Below are 21,035 nucleotides of genomic sequence, written 5' to 3' on the forward strand. Positions count from 1 at the left end.
AGCGGTTTCCTCCCTAGAGCTGTTTTGTGACATGTACGGATAGTTTGTCACGTTTCTGCTTCGGATTTTGCCTACGGAGAAGAGAATGCCTGTCACTAATCGCGAAGAATTAGACGCCCTGGTTGCTCGGGTTAAGAAAGCGCAACGGACTTACGCTACATACACACAAGAGCAGGTAGATAAGATTTTCCGTGCAGCGGCTTTGGCTGCTGCGGATGCTCGCATCCCACTCTCCCGCATGGCGGTTGAAGAGACTGGAATGGGCGTAATGGAAGACAAGGTTATCAAAAACCAGTTTGCTTCCGAATACATCTACAACAAATACAAGGATGAAAAGACCTGCGGTATCCTCGATGAAGATGACACCTTTGGTACCATCACCATCGCAGAACCAACAGGCATCATCTGCGGCATTGTCCCAACCACAAACCCGACCTCTACTGCGATCTTTAAAGCACTGATTTCTTTGAAGACCCGCAACGGTATTATCTTCAGCCCGCACCCTCGTGCAAAGCTGGCAACCAATGAAGCTGCTCGCATCGTTCTGGATGCAGCAATCAAAGCTGGCGCGCCAAAAGACATCATCGGCTGGATTGACGTTCCAACAGTGGAACTCTCCAACGCATTGATGACACACGATGAGATCAACCTGATCCTTGCAACCGGTGGTCCGGGCATGGTGAAGGCAGCTTACTCTTCCGGTAAACCAGCCATCGGCGTGGGCGCAGGTAACACTCCGGTTGTGGTTGATGAGTTTGCAGACGTGAAACGCCTTGTTGCTTCTGTCCTTATGTCCAAAACATTCGATAACGGCGTGATCTGTGCATCTGAGCAGTCTGTTATTGTTGTCGAGGAAATCTACGAGCAGGTTAAAGAACGCTTCTCCAGCCACCAGGGCTACGTGCTGAAAGGCAAAGAGCTTCAGGCTGTTAAAGATGTGCTGCTGAAAAATGGCGGACTCAACGCAGCTATCGTAGGTCAGCCAGCACCAAAAATTGCTGAAATGGCCGGCGTAAAGGTTCCTGCTGGTACCAAGATTCTGATCGGTGAAGTCACAGAAGCCAGTGAAGCCGAAGCCTTCGCACACGAAAAGCTGTCTCCAACGCTTGCAATGTACAAGGCAAAAAGCTTTGAAGACGCATGTGACACCGCTGAAAAGCTCGTCACCATGGGCGGCATCGGTCACACCTCAGTATTCTATACAGATCAAGACCGCTGCGCAGACCGTGTGAAAGAATTTGGCCGTCGGATGAAGACTGCCCGTATTCTCATCAACTCTCCTGCATCCCACGGCGGTATCGGTGACCTTTACAACTTCTCCCTCGCACCAAGCCTCACACTGGGCTGCGGCTCTTGGGGTGGTAACTCCATCAGTGAGAACGTAGGTCCAAAGCACCTGATCAACAAAAAGACCGTTGCGAAGCGAGCTGAAAACATGCTGTGGCACAAACTGCCTGAATCCATTTACTTCCGTCGCGGCTGTCTGCCAATCGCTCTGGGTGATCTGGAAGGCAAAAAGCGCGCACTGATCGTAACCGATGGGTTCTTGTTCAAGAACGGCTATGCTGATGAGACCGTTCGTGTTCTCAAAGGCCTGGGCATGGAGACAGATGTCTTCTACGAAGTAGAGGCTGATCCAACACTGTCCATCGTGCGCAAAGGCGCTGACCTTTGTAAGGCATTCAAGCCAGATGTGATTGTTGCAATTGGTGGTGGTTCTCCAATGGATGCAGCAAAGATCATGTGGGTCATGTACGAACATCCGGAAGTTGACTTTGCTGACCTGGCATTGCGCTTCATGGACATTCGCAAGCGTATCTACAAGTTCCCTAAAATGGGCGAAAAAGCCAAGATGGTTGCGATCCCAACCACCTCTGGCACCGGCTCTGAAGTAACCCCGTTTGCGGTGGTGACTGATGACGAAACCGGCATGAAGTACCCAATTGCGGATTACGAACTCACACCAAACATGGCAATCGTGGATGCGAACCTTGTCATGAACATGCCGAAGTCTCTGACAGCGTTTGGCGGCATTGATGCCATCACTCACGCAACAGAAGCTTACGTCTCTGTTCTGGCAAACGAGTACTCTGATGGTCAGGCTCTGCAGGCTCTCAAACTGCTTAAAGAGAACCTCGTAGAATCCTACGAAATGGGTGCCGAATCCCCGAATGCACGTGAGAAAGTGCACAACGGTGCAACCATCGCAGGTATCGCATTTGCGAACTCCTTCCTCGGTGTTTGCCACTCTATCGCACACAAAGTAGGTGCAGCGTTCCACGTACCGCACGGTTTGGCCAATGCCATGCTGATCTCTAACGTGATCCGCTACAACTCAAATGACAACCCAACCAAGCAGACCGCATTCTCTCAGTATGCGCGTCCTCAGGCAAAATGCCGGTACGGCGATATTGCTGACCATCTGGGCCTCACAGCAGCTGGAGACAGCCGTGAAGCAAAGGTAGAGAAACTGGTTGCTTGGGTAGAAAGCGTCAAGAAGGCTCTTGAGATCCCAGCAGGCTTTAAAGATCTGGGTATCACTGAAGAGCAGTTCATGGCGAAACTCGACGAAGTCGCTGTGGAAGCATTCGATGACCAGTGCACCGGAGCAAACCCACGGTACCCACTGATCGATGAGATCAAACAGCTCCTTCTCGATGGTTATTACGGTCGCGTCTACGTAGAGGGCCGCGCGGAGGATGTTGTAGACCTTGCACAGGAAAAAGCGAAAAAGGCCTCTAAAGCGCGTTCCTAAGACCAGTTAAGGTCTTAGATTAGAATTCGCTATTTAAAAGCGAAAGCTTAAGCCCAACGCCATTCCTGCAAGCTAAACATTGCGGCTCGAAAAAAGACCCCGGGGCACCAGCTCCGGGGTTTTTGCGTTTCAGGGACTAACATAAAGTGATAACTCTTGCATATGGAAACGAAGCAACTCAAGTTCTCCTATCGGGATGATAGCAGCATCCCAACGTTCCCAGATGATGGCCCCATTTCAGTCATGGATGCCCACTGCGGACTTTGCGCAAAAGGAGCTGCATGGATAGCAAGGAATGATCAGGAAGAAGAGTTCAGGATAGTACCGCTGCAGTCCGAACTGGGAGAAGCATTAGCAGCCCATTATGGGCTCGATCCATCTAATCCATTGAGCTGGCTATATCTCGAAAATGGAGTTGCATATACCTCACTGGATGCATTGATCCGTGTTGGGTTACGCTTGGGGGGAGTATGGAACATTTTGGTTGTATTGCGAATTTTACCACGATCTGTGCAGGATGCGATGTACGGAGTTGTTGCCCGCAATCGCTACAAGTTTTTCGGCAGGGCAGATTTGTGTTCAGTGAAAAATTCTGAAGTCAAAAAAAGGCTGTTATTTTGAAAATATTGGTATTAGGCGGCTACGGGGTCTTTGGTGGACGACTGATCGAACTTCTTTTGAATATTGAGAGTCTCGAGATTGTCGTTTCTGGACGTGATCGTAATAAGGCTGAAGATTTCTGTAAAAAACACAGCGGTGATGCAACTCTCACCCCTTTAGCTTTAGACCGCACGGATATTGCTCTCCAGCTACCGGAAATAAAGCCTGATATTGTAATTGATGCCTCAGGCCCGTTTCAGGCCTACGGTCAAAATAGATATGCCACCGTTGAAGCCTGTATTGCAACTAAAGTGAACTATCTCGACTTTGCAGATGCCGCAGATTTTGTCTTCAGTGTTTCACAGTTTGACCAGCAGGCAAAGGCCGCCGGAATTTTTGTGATCTCTGGCGTGAGCAGTTTTCCGGTTCTAACGGCAAGTGTCCTTCGGGAGATCTCTAAGACGATGGAGATACACCACGTCACTGGAGGTATCGCACCATCTCCATTTGCTGGAGTTGGTCTCAACGTAATGCGCGCGATTGTTGGTTATGCTGGCTCACCAATCACGCTGTTTCGTGAAGGCAAACGTGCTCAAGCAATTGGTCTTGCTGAAACACGGCGCTACACGATCTCTGTGCCGGGTAAACTGCCCATGAGAAACACTCACTTTTCGCTTGTCGATGTGCCTGACCTGCAAGTCCTGCCACCTGAGCATCCTACAATGCAATCGATCTGGATGGGGGCGGGACCTATTCCGGAGGTTTTGCATAAGATGTTAAACTGGATGGCTCGGGTGAGGTCAACACTGAGGCTCCCGTCCTTTGAGCCGTTGTCTCCGCTTTTCTATCGGGTCCTTAACCTCTTTAAATATGGAGAGCATCGGGGAGGTATGTTTGTTCATGTAAGCGGCTCAGCGAATAAAGGGCCTGTTGAGCAGTCATGGCATATGTTGGCCGAAGGTGACGATGGCCCCTATATTCCGTCCATGGCCATCGAAGCAATTATTCGGAAAATTCTTGCAGGCGAAGTACCCAAAACAGGTGCAAGATCTGCAACCCGGGAATTGGAGCTGGAAGACTATAGTAAACTCTTTGAAAAGAGACCGATCACTATGGGATTCCGGCAGGATCAAAGAGCCGAGCTCAACCCGTTCAAACAGGTGCTTGGGAGTGCCTTCAATCTTCTTCCAACTGCATTACAGAACTTTCATGGCTCAGGCCAAAAACAAACGTGGCAAGGTCAGGCAGTAGTTCATCGAGGCTCAGGGCTGCTTTCGAAAATGATAGGTCGTGTGTTCGGTTTTCCCAAAACGAACGACGCGGCGAATGTGTGTGTCACCCAGATTCCAGATGAAAATGGTCTAAGCTGGACCCGGTCGTTTGATGGAAAAGAATTTGAATCTTTTCTGAAAGTGGGTAGAGGAAAAGACAGTTACCTTCTGAGTGAACAATTTGGACCCGTGAAGGTTGCTCTGGCACTCGTCTTAGATGAGGGAAAGCTGCGCTTTATTCCTCGGAGATGGTCTATATTCTCAATACCCATGCCACGAATTTTGCTGCCTCACGGAGAGAGCTTTGAGCAAGAGACGGATGGGCGGTTTTCGTTTGATGTCCAGATTTCAGCTCCAGTGGTAGGGCACATCGTTTCCTATAAAGGTTACCTCGAACCAGAGACTTAGTACCCGTAAATAGCCTTTACACCTAAGTAAATGTGGCGGCAAAGCTACAGCAAGCTCTCGGAAACTTCCGTAGCGTTCAAAGTCTCTTTCGCTGATTGGCGTGTTTTGCTAGAGCTGACTGCCTAGTTAACAACGTGAGAAATCAATTTTGCCTATGTAATCACCGGTCTCTTTTAGTCAATCATTGTTCTGCAAAAGATACTCTTTTGCGGCGCGCTTTCTGTTGCGCGGATGGTGGCATGAGACCGGTTTGGCCTCGTGATTTCTGGCACTATCCTTGCGCATTTTTGCGCGCTGCTTTCTATAAAATCCTTAGCCTTACCGTGTGCTGTAACGGCGTCATGCTGCACATCCGCTTTTTGACAAGTGGAAATCCAAAAGCATGTCGAAATCGCTTAAATACGTCTGGACGCTTCAACCAGAAAACCCTCCACACCCGATTATACCCTGCAAGAACTGCGGTGTTCTTAAGCCCTTCAAGCCATCAGGGAAGTTCCGTCTCAATGCAAATGGCACCAGGTTAGACGCATGGCTCATCTACAAATGCATGACCTGCGATGCCACGTGGAACCGTCCAATTTTTGAACGCCGTAACCGCAAGCAGATCGCCCCGGACTTGTTGGAAGCACTGCAAATCAATTGCCCGGAGCAAGTGAAAAAGTACGCCTTCGACAAAACGGGCTTACCTGCCATCGCTGCGCTAAGGGAAGGTGAGGGGATGATCACCATTCATAAGCAAATCGTGGAGGGCACGGTGCAAGATTGGACAAATCTTGAGATCGCACTGAACACAGTCATGCCGGTCAACCTGAGGCTGGATAGATTACTCGCTCAGGAGCTGGGAGTGTCACGAAACGCCCTGAAACTACTCGCCAGTCAAGGAGGGCTTCTTGATGGAAACGACGAGCCTCTTCAATTGAAGAAACCTCCCAAACACGGCATTGTCCTGCGCTTTCAACTTGCTGACCATACTTACCTGAAAACACAAGTCAACTCAGCCTTACTCGCAGATGATCTTGTTGAAGTGTGATCCCAACCACAAGCCCCCAGAACAAAGATTTGGGGGCTTGTTCCTACTGAATTGAGGTCGGCAATAAGCCACTAAAGATTACACATCACGTCCGCCAGAATCTCATAGGTCATCGGGTTCCCCATCTGGCTGACGTTGAAGCGCATGAACTGGCCCATGGATTGGGTTGGGCTGAAAACATCACCTGGGGCGAGAACCATGTTTTGCTGCAGGGCGGCACGGGCGAGTTCTGCTGAATCGATGCCTTCCGGCAGGGAGCACCAGAGGTAAAATCCGCCTTCTGGCATCAACCAGGTCTGAATGCCCAGCTCAACCAGATTGGCGGAAACCTCGCGCCGTGTCTTGGCAAGGCGAATACGCAAGGCCTCCATGTGCTTTCGATAGGAACCATCACTCAGGCAAGCATAAATCAGCTCCGTGGTGATCGGGCTAGGGCCACCGAAGGTCGTGGCCACCTGAAGATCAACCAGAGCTTCAATCCATTCTGGTTTGGCAGCGATGTATCCGCAGCGTGCGGAAGCCGACAATGTCTTTGAAAAGCTGCCAAGACGGATCACACGATCAAACCCGCCCAAGGCCGTCAGGCGCGGCGTTATTTCTGGCAAAAACTCAGAAAACACATCATCCTCAATCAGGATGAGATCATGCCGGGCTGCAATACTCAGGATTTTATGAGCACCTTGAGGAGAGAGGGTGACCCCCGTGGGGTTATGCAAGGAGGTGTTGGAGATGTAAAAACGTGGCTTATGCTCCACAACAGCCTGCTCAAACTGCTCACAATCCATGCCTGTCCTGGTGTACGGCACGCTCACAATCTCAACCTGATGCGCTTTCAGGATTGCCTGAAAGTTGAAGTAACACGGGTCACTGACAAGAACCTTGTCTCCGGGGCGAAGCAAAAACCGGCACAACAGGTCAATGGATTGGGTAGCAGAACCGGTCAGTAAAATCTGGTTCGGATCAACCTCAATCCCTTCTGCCGCAAACTGCCGTGCCTGCAACCGTCTCAGATTGCTGGCCCCTCGTGTGCTGGCATAATCTGAAAGCAAGTGATCATCTGCCTTGCTCAAATTACGAATGGCCTTGCGCAGGGATGCATTCGGCATCCAGTCCGCAGGCATCCAGCCACATCCGGGTTTGAGCATATCTCGGCCGGTATCCAGCGACTGTCGAGAGACCCAGAACGGATCGATCTCCCTGTCCAGATGTGGCCCAATCTCTGAAACCGTAAAGGGCTGCGTTTTTGGGGAGACATAAAACCCGGCCCCTTTGCGGGCAAAGATAATCCCTTCAGCAGCAAGGCGGTCATAAGCCTCAACCACTGTCGAGGCGGAAACATTCATTGTAGAGGCAAACCCCCGGATGCTTGGCAGTTTCTCACCCGGTTCCAACGCGCGGCTGCTGATCTTGCTGCGCACCGCCTGCATCACGCGTTGTGTCTGTTGCCCATAAGCCATTTTACATCTCACCTGCTGTATTGACGATTGTAGCAGTACAGTTTCTCGCAATTGTATTGTTTTGTGGCTGTTGTGCCTAGCCCCACCTCGCTAAAAAACGGAAAACGGAGGTGAATGATGCAAGCATCACTGGCACAAAGAGGCTCAGCAGGCTGGGGAAACGGTCTGCTCGGCGTCATAATTTTCAGCGGTTCTTTACCCGCGACACGTACAGCTGTCGCCGGATTTGATCCATTCTTTCTGACAAGCATACGCGCAGTGATTGCTGCATTGCTGGGCATTGCGTTGCTGAGCGTGCTGAGACAGCCTTTCCCAAAACGGCAGGATATCCTGTCATTGGCAGTCGTTGCACTTGGTGTCGTGATCGGCTTCCCACTGCTGTCTGCATTAGCACTCGCGCAGATGACAGCAGCGCAGTCACTGGTTCTGATGGGAGTTTTACCATTCTCAACGGCAATCTTTGCTGTGTTGAGAGGAGGGGAAAGACCAAAGCCATTCTTCTGGGTGTTCTCAGGTGTGGGCAGTCTTGCTGTGGCGGTGTTCGCGCTCTCGCAAAACGCAGAGGGCTCACTGCTCGGCTCTCTTTACATGTTCGGCGCAATTATTGTGTGCGGCCTTGGATATGCAGAAGGCGCGACACTTTCAAGAAAGCTGGGAGGCTGGCAGGTCATTTCATGGGCACTTGTGCTGGCTCTTCCAGTCATGCTGGTGGCTGCAATTCTAAGTGTACCTGCTCAGCTGCCAGACAGTCAGTCCACCGCGTGGTATGGCCTCCTGTACGTATCTGTCTTCTCAATGCTGGTTGGCTTTGTGTTCTGGTACCGCGGGCTGGCTTTGGGCGGTGCAGCGGGGGTTGGACAGCTTATGCTCCTGCAGCCATTCTTCGGCCTCATGCTCGCAGCATTGCTGCTTCAGGAGACGATTTCATCAATGATGATTGCAGCGACAGTCGTTGTGGTTGGCTGTGTGGTCGGTGCCAAACGATATGCATAAATAAAAGACGAGAGCAGGGCCACCAGGAAGCAGGTCCAAAAGAGGACCTGCTGAAATTTCCTTAGTTAAACGCGTCGCAGCAACTGCACGACCAAAGTGCCTGGCTCACGAAGAGGTGCGGTACACACCGAAAGCACACGGCCATCGCAAGGAGCAGTATAAGTTGCAATCACATCACCAAAAGAGTTGGTCATGGTTGCCAGCTGCTGTCCCTTTACAACGTCCTCGTTCAGCTTCACCTGCACCCGTGCAAAACCACCTTGGTCTGCTTGAACAGATACCTGCTCAGTTCCGACAAAGCTTTCAATACCCAGCAGATCAACTGTGCCATCAATCATGCCGTAATCAATCATTGTGTTCAGAACACCTTGGACCCCACGGCGTGTAATTTCTGGATTGAAGACGTTGGCGCAGCCCAGCTCTAGGGTCAGGGAAGGGATTCCATTCCTGACGAGTTCTGTCTCCACAGATCCGTCAATACCATCGTCCTCCAAGATCTGGTCTGCAGGCTGCAAAGCGGCAAGACGGCATACCTCTGCAATTCGGAAATCAGCGTAAATAAAGAATGGATAGGCCGTGCCAGTTGAATCTGTGTGCAGGTCCAGAAAGATGTCTGCATTGTCCATGTAAAGATTATGCCAAAGCGCATAGGCAAATCGACTGCCTGCATTCGAGCTGTTAGCATCGCCCGGCATCATCCGGTTCAAGTTGGTGAGAGTTAGAGTCTCTGTCTGAGCCGGGTAATAGCGAGACACATTCTGCATACCAGGAGGGTTTGCCCCGGGAACAAGTACCACGGTCCCCTTCAGCTTTGCTGGATCTAGATGCGGCAGAACTTGATGGATCACGTCTATACCTTGCACTTCATCACCATGCAAAGTGGACTGCAAAAACAGCTTGGTTCCCTCAGTTCGCCCCTTCACCACAATTACCGGAAGGTGGTGCGCGTTGCCCAGAGAATTGGTTGTTGCCCTAAAAAAGAAACGATGCGTTCCGGGAGTAAGCTCATCAACGCTGAGCTTATCAACCACCGGCACACCACTAAGAATATCACCTGTCATTTTCATGGAAGAAACCTACCGCGCCCAACACAGATGGAACAAGTGAGTTTACGTCAAACATCACAGTGTTGATTGGCCTGAGTTTCTGAAACTGAACATCCCACCTTTAGGTGTCTGATGCATGATCTGCCAATAGCAACTTGAGCTAGGTTTGATTCTTGTATACTTATGTATGCAAAATTGAGGTGATTTATGAATATTGCAAGTGATCACGCATTTTCCGGCCTGCAGAAAATCTATGACCAAGCTCGTCCGCGCTACCCACAGGATGCGCTGGATCACATCGTGGATCTGTTGGAGGAGTCCAGAGGTGTAGAGCAGGGGCATCTATTGGATGTTGGCTGCGGCACCGGAATTTTGACGCGCCAACTTCAAGGGCTGTCACCAGGCAGCAAATTTACAGGATGCGACGTCAACGAAGACATGCTGTCTCAGGCAAAAGCAAGGGATAAGGCAGGTGAAGTGTCTTGGCATCAATCCGCTGCTGAAAAGCTTCCGTTCGAAGACAGTGCCTTTCATCTCATCACCGTCGCACAGGCCGCACAATGGTTTGATCGACCGAAGTTCTACCGGGAAGTACAGCGTGTCCTCACCTCACAGGGGTGTCTGGTAATTATCGAGAACAACCAGCAGCTGGAAGGCAAGGCTTTCATGCATGCCTATGAAACCTTAATCGAAACGCACAACACCAGTTACTCAAGAGATTACCGCAGGTTCGACTATGCGCAGGAGATGCAAAAGGCAGGCTTTGCTCAGGCAAACGTTCGGCGGTTCCCCTGGTCCCGTTCCATGTCACATCAGGATTTTGTTGAAATGGCCAAATCCTCCTCAAAAGTTCAAGCTGCGATCAAAGCAAGCAATGGCGTTTTCCTGATTGAGCTTGATCAGATTCTGCAAGAACATTGGGGGGAGGACGAGCAAATCGTGATTGATTATTCGACGCAGGTCTTCGTTGGGCAGCAATGAGACTGTTGAGGCGCTGAGGCAAATCGGCTTGTGCAGCTTAAACCAATGCAAAGACTATCTTCTTAGAGTATCGGGAATGCGCAACTTAAAGGCGATCCATTGAACACGAATAGTGGACACCGCCGGGATTAAAATGGCCAAATGTCCTATCAAAATCTGACCGTCATCTTTGCAGTGGTTTTTTTGTACAGCGTGATGAGCCGACGGCTGGAGCAAAAGCCAATCAATGGAGCATTGCTGTTTTGCATTATTGGCTTTTTGCTTGGCAATGACGGTTTGGGTTGGTTTCAGGTCAAGCTCACCAATGAATCCATCAAGACACTGGCCGAGTTGGCCCTCGCCATTGTTTTGTTTACGGATGCGGCCAAAGCAAATCTCAAAGTCCTTGCCACCAACATTGACTTGCCACGACGGCTCCTCTTGGTTGGCTTGCCGCTCACAATCATATTTGGCATCGGAGCCGGGATGGCGTTGTTGCCACAACTCCCTGTCATCGAGATTGCAATTCTGGCTGCTTTACTCGCTCCAACGGATGCCGCGCTTGGCAAGGCCGTGGTGACAGATCCCTCTGTACCAGCCAAGATCAGAGGAACTCTGAATGCAGAAAGCGGGTTAAACGACGGCATCTGCGTTCCAATCGTGTTTTCTCTCCTCCCAATTGCAGCTGATCCATCCCTGATAAGCCACCTGAACAAAATGGCCGCGCAATTGCTTGCTGAGCAGATCGGCCTGGGTGTTCTTGTGGGGATTGGCATTGCCATTCTCGCTGGGCAGATCATTGATTACTCTTTCCAGACCAAGGAGCAATCCAAAACGTGGGAGCAAGTGACTGTCGTTGCACTGGCGATTTGCTGCTTTTCAGTCGCGCAACTGGCAGGTGGCAGCGGGTTCATCGCGGCCTTTGTGGGCGGTATTGTTTTCGGCTGGCTGGAGAAGCCCTACAAAGAGCAGCTCCTGGATTCAGCAGAAGGAATAGGAGACTCGCTCTCCCTCATGACATGGCTCATTTTCGGTGCAGCTATCATCGGCTCAGTCCTGCATGAGTTCACTTGGGAAATCCTGGCCTACTCCATCTTGAGCCTGACGGTCGTTAGAATTTTGCCTGTCTTATTCGTCTTGCGCGGCGAGCCGTTGAGCACAAAAGAAAAGCTCTTTATTGGCTGGTTTGGCCCACGAGGTCTGGCAAGCATCGTCTTCGCTATTATCGTGCTGGATGCGAACTTGCCGGGCAGTTCCGTCATCGCATCAACCGCTGTAACCACCATCGGCCTCAGTGTTATCCTGCACGGACTAACAGCGCATTCCTTCATCAAAGCATTGAAGAAAAAGTAGCAGGAGAGGGGCTGGCAAGAGGTTATCTCGCCAGCACATCAGATCAGTCGATCATTTTTGCATGCAGTGCTTCGTTATTTGGGAAGTGCTGCAGGCCTTCTGTCCAGATTTCTTTGGCAGTCAGAAAGTCCCGCTTCTGCTCATAAATCGCCCCAAGCACCAGATACGGGTACACATGATGCCAGTTGGACTTGGTTTTCTGCTGCGCCTCAATCATGGACTTCAGGATTTTGATGGAGGAGGCCTCCTGATCCCGCTTATGAGAGAAGCCATAGAGCGTCGCTTTCCCAAGCCACGCGCCCCAGCTGGTCTTATCTTTACTCAGTGCTTGATCAAAATAAACATCAGCACGTGCTGCCAACTCAGCCATCTCGCCTTCGTCCTCCGACATATAGGCCCCATACGTCAGAAGCGTGCCATACCTGGCAATCAATTCCGGATTGCTGTTGGAGGAAATGTCCTTGTCCAGCAACTCAACTGTCTTTTTGAAGCTCTTGGAAGAAACCAGCTGAACCACCAGCAGCTCCCCATCCGGGCTCCACAGAGAGGTAGTCTTTATTTTACTCAAGCCCTGTTGTGGGCTGATATGCTGCTGTGTTGCACCATTCTTATCCCATGAAAACGCCCAGGGCACCCAATGGTCAGCCAAGGCTGGCGGGCTAATAATCACGCTCATGAAAAGAGCCGGTGCCACAAAGCAAGCTTGGCACATTCTTTTGATAATACTCATAAAAAATCCGTCGTATTGAGAAGAAACATGGGCTTTTAACCTTCTTATTTCCTGCAGAAAATTACAGGACCTTTATTGACAGTTGTGTATCTAATGATACATATAAGTATCATGTCGATACCATTGAACAACACCACAAAAGACAAACTGCTGGAAGCAGCCGTACGTGTGCTCAACAACCAGCCACGGGCGTCTCTGGCAGATATTGCAGAGGCCGCAGGCGTAAAGCGCGTAACTCTTCACCGTGTTATTGGCACACGTGAGGAATTGCTGCGTGACGTGGCCTTGCGCGCTTTAGACCAGATGGACGAAGCGTCTTATGCAGCCATCAAAGGCAAGCGCAAAGCGTTTGAACAGCTCAAAGCCATTGTAGGCGCTCTGGTGCCTTATGCAGATTCCTGTCACTTCCTCTGGAAGAATCCCGACGTGTGGGATGATCCCGAAATTGCTAGAGAAATCAAGCGCCACGACAAGGAACTCTGTGATTTAATTGATCGCGCAAAGGAAGAAGGCGACATTCTCTCCTTCATTCCAAACAGCTGGATTATAGCCTCGCTGGACGCTGTTTTGTATGCAGCAGCAAGCACATCACAGGCCGGAAACATCGCAACCAATGATGCCAGTGCACTTGCAATTCAAACCTTGTTTGGCGGCATTACGAAGAAGGTAAAAGGCATGCAACCCGTTGGGGGTTAGAGCGTGTTCCGTTTGATTGGATTCAAGCAAACGAAAAGAATCCGCTCCGACAAAGATGTTAGAGTGCGGTGCGCGAATGTAAATGAACGCGGTGTGCTCTGGGAGGCAGAACGAACAGTATAGGCCATATCAGGTCGGATAGGAACGTGATGGCTGCAGCAACTAAAATCGGGCGACTAGAGGGGCTGGACCTTGCCAGGTTCATCGCCTTCGTGGGTATGGTGATTGTCAACTTCTCCATCGTAATGGGTGCAGAAGGCGCTGAGGGTATCCTCAGCAACATCATCTACGCATTGGAAGGACGTGCAGCAGCCACCTTCGTTGTGCTGGCAGGCATAGGCCTTGGTCTGGCGGGGATGAAAGGGGAGCTTAACCTCACCATCTTCACCACGTTCAAACGCGCTGCCTTCCTGCTCGTGCTCGGCCTGCTCAACATGCTCATTTTTGATGCTGACATCCTGCACTACTACGCGTTTTACTTCCTCTTCGGTGCTCTGCTGCTGCCAGTGGGCACCAGCACTCTGGGCTGGCTCATTGCGGGTCTGGCCACTACCGCGGTGGTCATGGTCATCCTGTTGGATTATGACGCTGGCTGGAACTGGACCGACCTGACCTATCCCGAGTTCTGGACACCCGTCGGCTTCATCCGCAATCTGTTCTTCAACGGCTGGCATCCGGTTATCCCGTGGCTCGGGTTCCTGCTGTTTGGCGTGATGCTCAGCCGCTCAAACCTCTCCTCCACCAAAACGCAAGATGCGCTCATGTTCGGCGGCCTTCTGGTCTTCTTGTTCGTCAACGCTGTCAGCGCTTACCTGCAACCGCTCATCGCTATGGTAGAGCCGGAACTGGCCGATCTGCTGGGCACAAGCCCGGTGCCACCAATGCCGTTTTACCTGATGGCTGGCATGTCCGTCGCCTCCATGGTCGTCGGCGTATGTCTGCGCTCAGCCCCAATGCTGAAAAGCTCCGGCGTGTTGACCGTCCTCAACCCCGCAGGCCGCCAGACATTAACACTCTACCTCGCCCACATCCTGCTCGGGATGGGCGTCATGGAGGAGCTGGGCCTGCTCGGCGGTCAAACCCCGCAGGCAGCCTTCCTCGCCTCAGCCATTTTCTGCGCTACATCAGTTATCTACGCTCTCATCTGGAGCCAGTTCTTCAAACGCGGCCCAATCGAAGCCCTCATGCGTAAAGTTGCCGGATAGTTCTGACCAGAGCCACCCATCAAACCACGCTTGCCACACCCGCCTCCAAAAGCTAGGCTCCGGTTTTACTCTCGGGAATATTGCAGTGTCTTTTTTATCGGCCCCACCCAAACTTGTGATTTTTGATTGTGATGGCGTGCTTGTGGACTCCGAGCCGCTCTACATCCGCACTCTGCACCGTTTGCTGCAGTCCTACGGGGCGCCGCTCACCTTTCAGCAATGCTGGGAGATGTTCGTCGGCAAAACCAGCCGCGAGGTTGACGCCTACCTTAAAGAGCAAGGCCTGAACGCGCCCAGCCATTGGAACAAGGACTTCCACGAGCAGTCAAACGCGCTGCTGGAAAAGGAAGTCCAGCCCGTTACCGGCATTCAGCAGGTGATTAAACAGCTCGCCAACGCAAAAATCCCCATCTGCGTTGGCTCCAACGGACATCCGTTCACGGTCCGCATGACGCTGGAAATCACCGGCCTGCTGCCATGGTTTGACGGCAACGTCTTCACTGCAACGGATGTCGGCGCCAGCAAACCCGCACCAGACCTGTTCCTGCACGCCGCGAAAAGAGCAGGCATCAACCCCGAGCACTGCGTCGTCATTGAGGACAGCGCCACCGGCATGAAAGCCGCCGCCAGCGCGGGCATGCGCTGCTTCGCCTACACGCCAGAATCCATTCCGGCACCCTCAAACTTCTTCGGCGCCCACCCGTTCCAATCCATGACCACCCTACCAAACCTGCTCGGCCTCGTTCCGGCATGAGCAGCCCGCTGGTCCCTGAATTCGCCGTCTCCGATTGGCTTGCATCCAAGCGCTTTTATTGCGAGGTGCTTGGCTTTGAATGCGTCTACGAGCGGCTAGAAGATGGGTTTTGTTATCTGCGCCTTGGCCTTGCGGAGATCATGATCGACCAGATCGGCACTGGCAGAACCTTCGACAACGGCCACGCCCCGCAATCCTATCCATTCGGCAGGGGATTGAACGTGCAGATTGAGGTGGAAACCATAGAGCCTATGCTCCATGCACTGAAGCAAGCGCAGGTCTCGCTCTTTCTGGAGCCCGAGGACAAGTGGTACCGCAAAAACCACACTGAAGTCGGCAACCGCCAGTTCGTCGTCGCTGATCCGGACGGTTACTTGCTCCGCTTCTGCCAGTCTCTGGGAACTCGCGAGATCTAGGCCTCATGCTGGCATACCCCTCGGTGTCTTCCCGGCCCCCGAGCCGGGATCCATACCCCCTAAAGCCCATGGGAAAGCCCAACACATCCATACAAACCCACACGCAAAAACGCTGGCCTGCGGGCACAATTCGCCCGGCCGCAGACCAGCAGGACACTCATGAAGGGCTGTGTAAGGGTGGTGCTGCCAGCCCTTGGAGTGCCGTTTCACGGTGATCTAATCAAGAGACACAGTTTTAGTGTTGACCAATGTTGGAGAGGCGACGCTGCGTGTCGCGTGACCGGAAAAACCTCTAGGGAAGGAACTGCCGGACAACGCATCAGTTAAAATTCCGCAGGTCTTGTTGAGTGCCTCTAGGCGGTCAGATAATGCATGGTGCAGAGTGAACAAAGCATCACGCTCGCAGCTGTTCTTCATCCGCTCGCTCAGCACCATATGCTGGATGTATGCAAGGTTCTGAAGATCAGAAACAGCAATGTTTGCTTCGTCAATTTCATTTTGAAGAGTATTTGTGGCGCCACAGGCGCATGCAGTGTCGTCCATATTCAAAGCCTTCTTTTCTGGCTGTTGAAGTTCCGCGACGACAGACGAGCTTTCGAAGACCCACTGGCGAGCGGGAGGTTCGAAACCTGGAAAAGACAGGCGAGTTTATTCCCCCCCGAAGGAGGTGTTGTATTCACCGCCCTCCCGCTCATAGCAAAGGGTTTGCGCCTTTAGAAAAAAGACACAAAAAATCCGCTAGTTGACGGGAGCGGTAGCCGCTTTTCAGAGGTTTCGAAGCCTCACATATGAATGTGGAATGGAACCGTGCCCCTGTCAACGAAAAGTTGCAGAAGAAGGCGGAGGTGTTGCCCCAATGATACGCTGATGACGCCCCACCACCGTCATCTCGCACAAGCACAGCGCGATGCGGGACCTAGAGCCCCAAGCACAAACCTCTCACCCCACGCCCCACTAGATCCCGGATCACCGCTCCGCTCGTCCGGGAGGTTTTCCAGTTATGTGCTTTGGATAGAATTAGAGATTGTGTTATGTATCAAGACAACTTGTGATAATAGGTGGTGTTGTCAAACTAAGTGCAGATTCTCCAAAGCAGATTATATCTCGGAGAGGCTTCAAGGCTGTGCATTCCGATCACATTCTTTCAGAGACGATCAGTACCTGATGTCAAGGGCCGCTAACATTCGAAAGCTTATATATACGTCGCCCAGCATAAAGACAGTGATTTCGCTATTTCTTTCTTTGTTGGGTGGATTGTTTACAAGCACGCTTGCGACCGAACTTACGACTGAAGAAGGTATTGCTTGGTCGAGCTTTCACACCACAACTTCTTTTTGGCTATTACTTCTCGTTTTTGTTTTCACCTTTGTTTTTCATCGTTATATGCATGCCCACGAAATGAGCGTAGATGCATTTCAAGATGCTGAGTACTGTATGGCATATGCACGAAGTGAGTTACTTACCGCCCAAGTCGCTGCGAGTAAAAAAGAGATAGAAGATGGCAATTTGGAGCTTTATGAGCAATCGATGCAGAAGATCAGGGATTCTCTGAAATGAAGATTGTTGCTACCCCCTCATTTAGTGAAAAAATTGCCGCAATAGGTCCTAACTCATTTCCTTACCTATCATCGGCATTTGCCTTTTTGGAGAAAAATGACCGTACTCAGTTAGAGAAGCACTTGGTTCTCCTCACAGGTAAAGAAGAGGGTGTATACGTTTTAGTGCACCATGGTCTTCGGATCTTTTTGTCGTTTGGCCATGATAAAGATGGCGAATATGTTTTGCTGGCTGATCTGGCATTTTCAGATTCTAGCCAGCCAAGTTACTTATCTTCGAATGGTCAAGCGATGTCTCCCACGGAAGATCCTCGCCGAAACATAAACATCGATCCAAATCGCAATATGACGATTGACCCTCGTCGTAACATGACGATTGATCCTAACCGCAATATGACGATTGACCCAAATCGCAATATGACGATTGACCCTCGTCGTAACATGACGATTGATCCTAACCGCAATATGACGATTGACCCAAATCGCAATATGATGATCGATCCACGCCGTAATCGAATGTTAAATCCGAAGGCAAACACCTTTATAAATCCAAACATGAATAGTGTTTGGAGCGGAACCTATTTGTACTCAATCGATGGTTTGCCAACTGGGTATTTTGTTCGAGCCAGCGAGAAGGTTGCTCTCCTGTTTAACCACAGTGCTGATTTTGTTGGGTTTAGCGTTCCTGCAAATAGCAATTTTAACTTGTTCAATCCAAATGGAGAATGGGTAGCTTTCTTTGCTCGAACAGATCAAGGCGGATTTAATCAATTCGATACTTCATGTCGTTGGATGGGTTTCACGACGAGAGAAATCTTGTGAGTTGGTTTGTTTGTACTAAAACGAAGCTGCTAGCTTAGAAACTTTTGATTTTGCGAGAAGCAGTATTAGTCGCGTTTCTCTACCCCTTGCATTCCCTCAATCTTCCCTATTTCCCTTCAACCAACGCACTCATCGGGCATACGCTGTGAGCACCGCCATGCTGCTTAGCCCTAGATACCGGATCTTCACTTCGCTTGTCCGGCATGACGGCGAGGAGCGTTTGGGTAAACCTCAAAGCCCCCACCGCCGTCTTCCCGCACTTGATGCGGGATCCAGCCAGAACTCACCTCTGATAACGGCCTAGCCATATCACGCGATTGGCAATCTGCACATACACTCTCAAACTACGACATGCTCTATTACATCTACATCACCGCAAGTCAGAGAAACGGGACGCTCTACACGGGCGTCACCAATAATCTGGCGCGCCGCATTCATGAGCATCGGGAGAAGGCGGCAACCTCGTTTACTGCTCGCTATGGCGTTTCTCAGCTGGTTTATTATGAAGAATTTGAGCGTATTGGGGATGCAATCGCTCGTGAGAAAAAGCTGAAACGCTGGAGGCGGGCATGGAAACTGAAGTTAATTGAAACACTTAACCCAGCCTGGCGTGATCTGTATCGGGACTTAGGGTGACTGCTTTGCTAATCGTTCTAGATCCCGCATCAAGTGCGGGATGACGGCGGTTAGAGGAGCATTGCGTGGATCATCTCACACCCCACCCCTTGCATTCCCGCGCATTTACCTATATCTCCCGAGGCAACGCGCTTATCGGGCATATGCTTGGAGCGCCACCCCGCTGCCTGCAATATATTCAGCAAGGCAGCCTGCTCGAGTGGGATGTAACACGGGCACGCACCGTGGTCCGCAGCGTTTCTAGGTCGCTTTCAAAGCTCCTCTCAAACTCCATGGATCTCAATTTTAGCCAGTCTGGCCGCGTAGATGTATGTCTGCGGGGTATATGCTGGCGTTTAATCTATGAGTACCTGCCTGATCCCATATCAGGGGGCGTGCTCTGCACATCTTGGAAGTACGAGAGTGAAGAATTTTGACGAAGCTGGCCTAGCAGAGCCTATCCTGCGCGCTGTAAAAGAAGAGGGCTATGAGGCCCCAACCCCAATCCAGCGTGAAGTAATTCCGCACATGAAAGCGGGCGAGGACATCCTCGGCATCGCACAAACAGGCACCGGCAAAACCGCAGCTTTCGTGCTGCCGCTGCTGACGCGTCTGGCAGAAGACCGCAAAAAACCAGCGCCGCACACCTGCCGTGCGCTTATTCTTGCGCCAACCCGTGAGCTTGCCTCCCAGATCGCTGATAGCGTGCGCACCTATGGCCAGTATATCGGCCCATCAACTGCCGTTATTTTTGGTGGTGTTAAACCCGGCCCACAGCTGCGCGCCCTGTCCAGAGGCCTGGACATTGTGATCGCCACTCCGGGCCGTCTGGAAGACCACATGAGCACCGGCGGCATCAAGCTGGACGCCACAACAACAGTGGTACTGGACGAAGCCGACCAGATGCTGGACCTTGGCTTTGCCCCAGCCATCCGCCGTATTCTTGGCAAACTGCCAAAAGTGCGCCAGACAGTGCTGCTCTCCGCAACCATGCCACACCAGATCCGCAAGCTGGCCAAAGAGTTCCAGACCAACCCGCGCGAAATCTCCGTGGCGCCGGTCTCCCGTCCAATTGAGAAAATCGAGCAGTCCGTTCGCTTCCTCAATTCAAGCTCAAAACGGGCTGCCCTGCAGGAAATCCTGTCAGAAAAAGACATCGAACGCGCCATCGTCTTCACCCGCACCAAGCGCGGGGCAGACCGTGTCAGCGGTCATCTGGACAAAGCAGGCCTCAGCTCAGCAGCCATCCACGGCAACAAGAGCCAGCGCCAGCGCGAAAGATCGCTTGATGGCTTCAAAAATGGCTCCATCAAAATCCTTGTGGCAACAGACATCGCAGCCCGCGGTATTGATATTGATGGCGTCAGCCACGTGGTCAACTACGAGCTGCCAAATGTGCCGGAAGCGTACGTTCACCGCATTGGCCGGACAGCCCGCGCAGGCAAAAGCGGTGTTGCCATCTCCCTGTGTGATGGAACCGAACAACCATACCTGCGCGATATTGAACGCCTGATTGGCCGCAAAATCCCGTCTGGTGATGGCGATTGGGCGGACGGCGAAATGCCTGCGTACGACCCAACAAACGAACAGACACAGCTGAAACGCCACAAACGCCCGCAAGGCAACCGTCGCCGCAGTGGCGGTGGTGGTGGTGGTGGCGGCGCTGGCCGCTCAGCCGGTGGTGCTGGTCGCCCAGCTGGCGGTGCAGGCCGCAACGGTGCCGCACAAGGCAGCAAACCAGCAGGTGAGGCAGGCGCAAGACCAGCTGGTGCAAAGCCAAATGCAGGTCGTGGCCGCGGCGGCAAACCAAACGCAAATGCGCGTCCGGCTCAAAAAAGCGGTCCAAACCGCAGCCAGAGCAACAGGCCACGCCGCGCAAAACCAGCAGCTGCACAGCGCTGATTTCATAAAAAACGCCGGGGCTCACAAGCCCCGGTTTTGCTTTCAGGCCTCAGTGGTCTCAGAAGTCTCGTCTTCCGCCCGAGTGCCAAAACCGGCAGGCGAGACGATCTCGATCAGCTCAAAATCCTCAGAATGCTCAATCTCGCGGTGGCGAATGCCCGCTGGCTGCACCACGCAGTCTCCCGGCTTCACCGTGCGGATGCCATGCCCCTCATACTCAAACCGCGCCCAGCCTTTCAGCACATAATAAAACTGAAAGGAGCAATCATGCACATGCCACTGACCTGTCGCATTGTGCCCCTCACGCGCTTTGATCACATGCGCAACCACAGCCCCGTTGGTGGCATCAGCCACGCCAAGGTCGCGATATTCAAAATAACTGCGCAACCCCCGCGCCTCAAACTCCCCAGCCTCACCTTCGCTGTGGCTGAAACTCTGTTCCTCATCCATAAAAATCCCTCCCTCA

General features: G+C 51.8%; 20 protein-coding genes. 15 read left to right on the plus strand and 5 right to left on the minus strand.

What is annotated here, in order from left to right:
• Positions 1-85: 85 nt before the first annotated feature.
• The 4 genes from adhE (at position 86) to PsAD46_RS06895 (ending at position 6,064) form a co-directional block, all read left to right on the plus strand.
• Positions 86-2,755 (plus strand): bifunctional acetaldehyde-CoA/alcohol dehydrogenase, encoded by a 2,670-nt coding sequence (gene adhE / locus PsAD46_RS06880; protein ID WP_063290730.1) that lies wholly within the window; start codon positions 86-88, stop codon positions 2,753-2,755.
• A 162-nt stretch (positions 2,756-2,917) separates the two neighbouring features.
• Positions 2,918-3,376, plus strand: a complete 459-nt coding sequence (locus PsAD46_RS06885; RefSeq protein ID WP_063290729.1) for a DCC1-like thiol-disulfide oxidoreductase family protein — start codon at positions 2,918-2,920, stop codon at positions 3,374-3,376.
• Entirely contained in the window at positions 3,373-5,034 is a 1,662-nt protein-coding gene (locus PsAD46_RS06890; RefSeq protein ID WP_063306449.1) for an SDR family oxidoreductase, read from the plus strand. The genes PsAD46_RS06885 and PsAD46_RS06890 overlap by 4 nt, the downstream gene beginning before the upstream one ends.
• Before the next feature lie 382 nt (positions 5,035-5,416).
• Complete coding sequence (locus PsAD46_RS06895) at positions 5,417-6,064, plus strand: DUF1062 domain-containing protein (protein WP_063306450.1); 648 nt, start codon at positions 5,417-5,419, stop codon at positions 6,062-6,064.
• A 71-nt stretch (positions 6,065-6,135) separates the two neighbouring features.
• Here the strand turns inward: PsAD46_RS06895 and PsAD46_RS06900 are convergent, their stop codons facing one another.
• Positions 6,136-7,521 (minus strand): PLP-dependent aminotransferase family protein, encoded by a 1,386-nt coding sequence (locus tag PsAD46_RS06900; RefSeq protein WP_063306451.1) that lies wholly within the window; start codon positions 7,519-7,521, stop codon positions 6,136-6,138.
• Positions 7,522-7,638: 117 nt separating this feature from the next.
• On the opposite strand from PsAD46_RS06900, the gene PsAD46_RS06905 reads away from it, so the two are divergent.
• The gene (locus PsAD46_RS06905; RefSeq protein WP_063306466.1) at positions 7,639-8,514 is read left to right on the plus strand and encodes a DMT family transporter; all 876 of its coding nucleotides are present in this window, start codon (positions 7,639-7,641) and stop codon (positions 8,512-8,514) included.
• 65 nt (positions 8,515-8,579) lie between these two features.
• Here the strand turns inward: PsAD46_RS06905 and PsAD46_RS06910 are convergent, their stop codons facing one another.
• Positions 8,580-9,581, minus strand: coding sequence for a succinylglutamate desuccinylase/aspartoacylase family protein (locus PsAD46_RS06910; RefSeq protein ID WP_063306452.1), 1,002 nt, complete (start codon positions 9,579-9,581; stop codon positions 8,580-8,582).
• 186 nt (positions 9,582-9,767) lie between these two features.
• Between PsAD46_RS06910 and PsAD46_RS06915 the strand changes: the two genes are divergently transcribed.
• Both PsAD46_RS06915 and PsAD46_RS06920 read left to right on the plus strand, forming a co-directional pair.
• A complete protein-coding gene (locus PsAD46_RS06915; RefSeq protein WP_063306453.1) occupies positions 9,768-10,541 on the plus strand; it encodes a methyltransferase domain-containing protein in 774 nt (257 codons plus the stop codon).
• A 141-nt stretch (positions 10,542-10,682) separates the two neighbouring features.
• The gene (locus tag PsAD46_RS06920; protein ID WP_063294677.1) at positions 10,683-11,873 is read left to right on the plus strand and encodes a cation:proton antiporter; all 1,191 of its coding nucleotides are present in this window, start codon (positions 10,683-10,685) and stop codon (positions 11,871-11,873) included.
• A gap of 43 nt (positions 11,874-11,916) precedes the next feature.
• Here the strand turns inward: PsAD46_RS06920 and PsAD46_RS06925 are convergent, their stop codons facing one another.
• Entirely contained in the window at positions 11,917-12,549 is a 633-nt protein-coding gene (locus PsAD46_RS06925) for a hypothetical protein (protein ID WP_153040710.1), read from the minus strand.
• A 165-nt stretch (positions 12,550-12,714) separates the two neighbouring features.
• On the opposite strand from PsAD46_RS06925, the gene PsAD46_RS06930 reads away from it, so the two are divergent.
• From PsAD46_RS06930 to PsAD46_RS06945, 4 genes are all read left to right on the plus strand, one after another.
• Positions 12,715-13,299, plus strand: coding sequence for a TetR/AcrR family transcriptional regulator (locus PsAD46_RS06930; protein ID WP_208981710.1), 585 nt, complete (start codon positions 12,715-12,717; stop codon positions 13,297-13,299).
• 149 nt (positions 13,300-13,448) lie between these two features.
• The gene (locus PsAD46_RS06935; protein ID WP_063306454.1) at positions 13,449-14,504 is read left to right on the plus strand and encodes a DUF418 domain-containing protein; all 1,056 of its coding nucleotides are present in this window, start codon (positions 13,449-13,451) and stop codon (positions 14,502-14,504) included.
• 85 nt (positions 14,505-14,589) lie between these two features.
• Positions 14,590-15,258 (plus strand): HAD family phosphatase, encoded by a 669-nt coding sequence (locus tag PsAD46_RS06940; protein ID WP_208981711.1) that lies wholly within the window; start codon positions 14,590-14,592, stop codon positions 15,256-15,258.
• Entirely contained in the window at positions 15,255-15,674 is a 420-nt protein-coding gene (locus PsAD46_RS06945) for a VOC family protein (RefSeq protein WP_063306455.1), read from the plus strand. The genes PsAD46_RS06940 and PsAD46_RS06945 overlap by 4 nt, the downstream gene beginning before the upstream one ends.
• Positions 15,675-15,890: 216 nt before the next feature.
• Here the strand turns inward: PsAD46_RS06945 and PsAD46_RS06950 are convergent, their stop codons facing one another.
• Entirely contained in the window at positions 15,891-16,217 is a 327-nt protein-coding gene (locus tag PsAD46_RS06950; RefSeq protein WP_063306456.1) for a hypothetical protein, read from the minus strand.
• 678 nt (positions 16,218-16,895) lie between these two features.
• Between PsAD46_RS06950 and PsAD46_RS06955 the strand changes: the two genes are divergently transcribed.
• The 4 genes from PsAD46_RS06955 (at position 16,896) to PsAD46_RS06970 (ending at position 20,569) form a co-directional block, all read left to right on the plus strand.
• A complete protein-coding gene (locus PsAD46_RS06955; protein ID WP_153040711.1) occupies positions 16,896-17,231 on the plus strand; it encodes a hypothetical protein in 336 nt (111 codons plus the stop codon).
• Entirely contained in the window at positions 17,228-18,052 is an 825-nt protein-coding gene (locus tag PsAD46_RS06960) for a hypothetical protein (protein ID WP_063306458.1), read from the plus strand. The genes PsAD46_RS06955 and PsAD46_RS06960 overlap by 4 nt, the downstream gene beginning before the upstream one ends.
• Positions 18,053-18,403: 351 nt before the next feature.
• On the plus strand, positions 18,404-18,688 hold the full coding sequence (locus tag PsAD46_RS06965; RefSeq protein WP_063306459.1) for a GIY-YIG nuclease family protein: 285 nt from the start codon (positions 18,404-18,406) through the stop codon (positions 18,686-18,688).
• Between the two features lie 402 nt (positions 18,689-19,090).
• A complete protein-coding gene (locus PsAD46_RS06970) occupies positions 19,091-20,569 on the plus strand; it encodes a DEAD/DEAH box helicase (protein ID WP_063306460.1) in 1,479 nt (492 codons plus the stop codon).
• A 42-nt stretch (positions 20,570-20,611) separates the two neighbouring features.
• Here the strand turns inward: PsAD46_RS06970 and PsAD46_RS06975 are convergent, their stop codons facing one another.
• Positions 20,612-21,019 carry a cupin domain-containing protein gene (locus PsAD46_RS06975; RefSeq protein ID WP_063306461.1) on the minus strand — a complete coding sequence of 136 codons (408 nt, stop codon included), beginning with the start codon at positions 21,017-21,019 and terminating at the stop codon, positions 20,612-20,614.
• Between the last annotated feature and the right edge of the window lie 16 nt (positions 21,020-21,035).

Source organism: Pseudovibrio sp. Ad46 (assembly GCF_001623065.1).
In the GTDB taxonomy this organism is placed as follows: Bacteria; Pseudomonadota; Alphaproteobacteria; order Rhizobiales; family Stappiaceae; genus Pseudovibrio.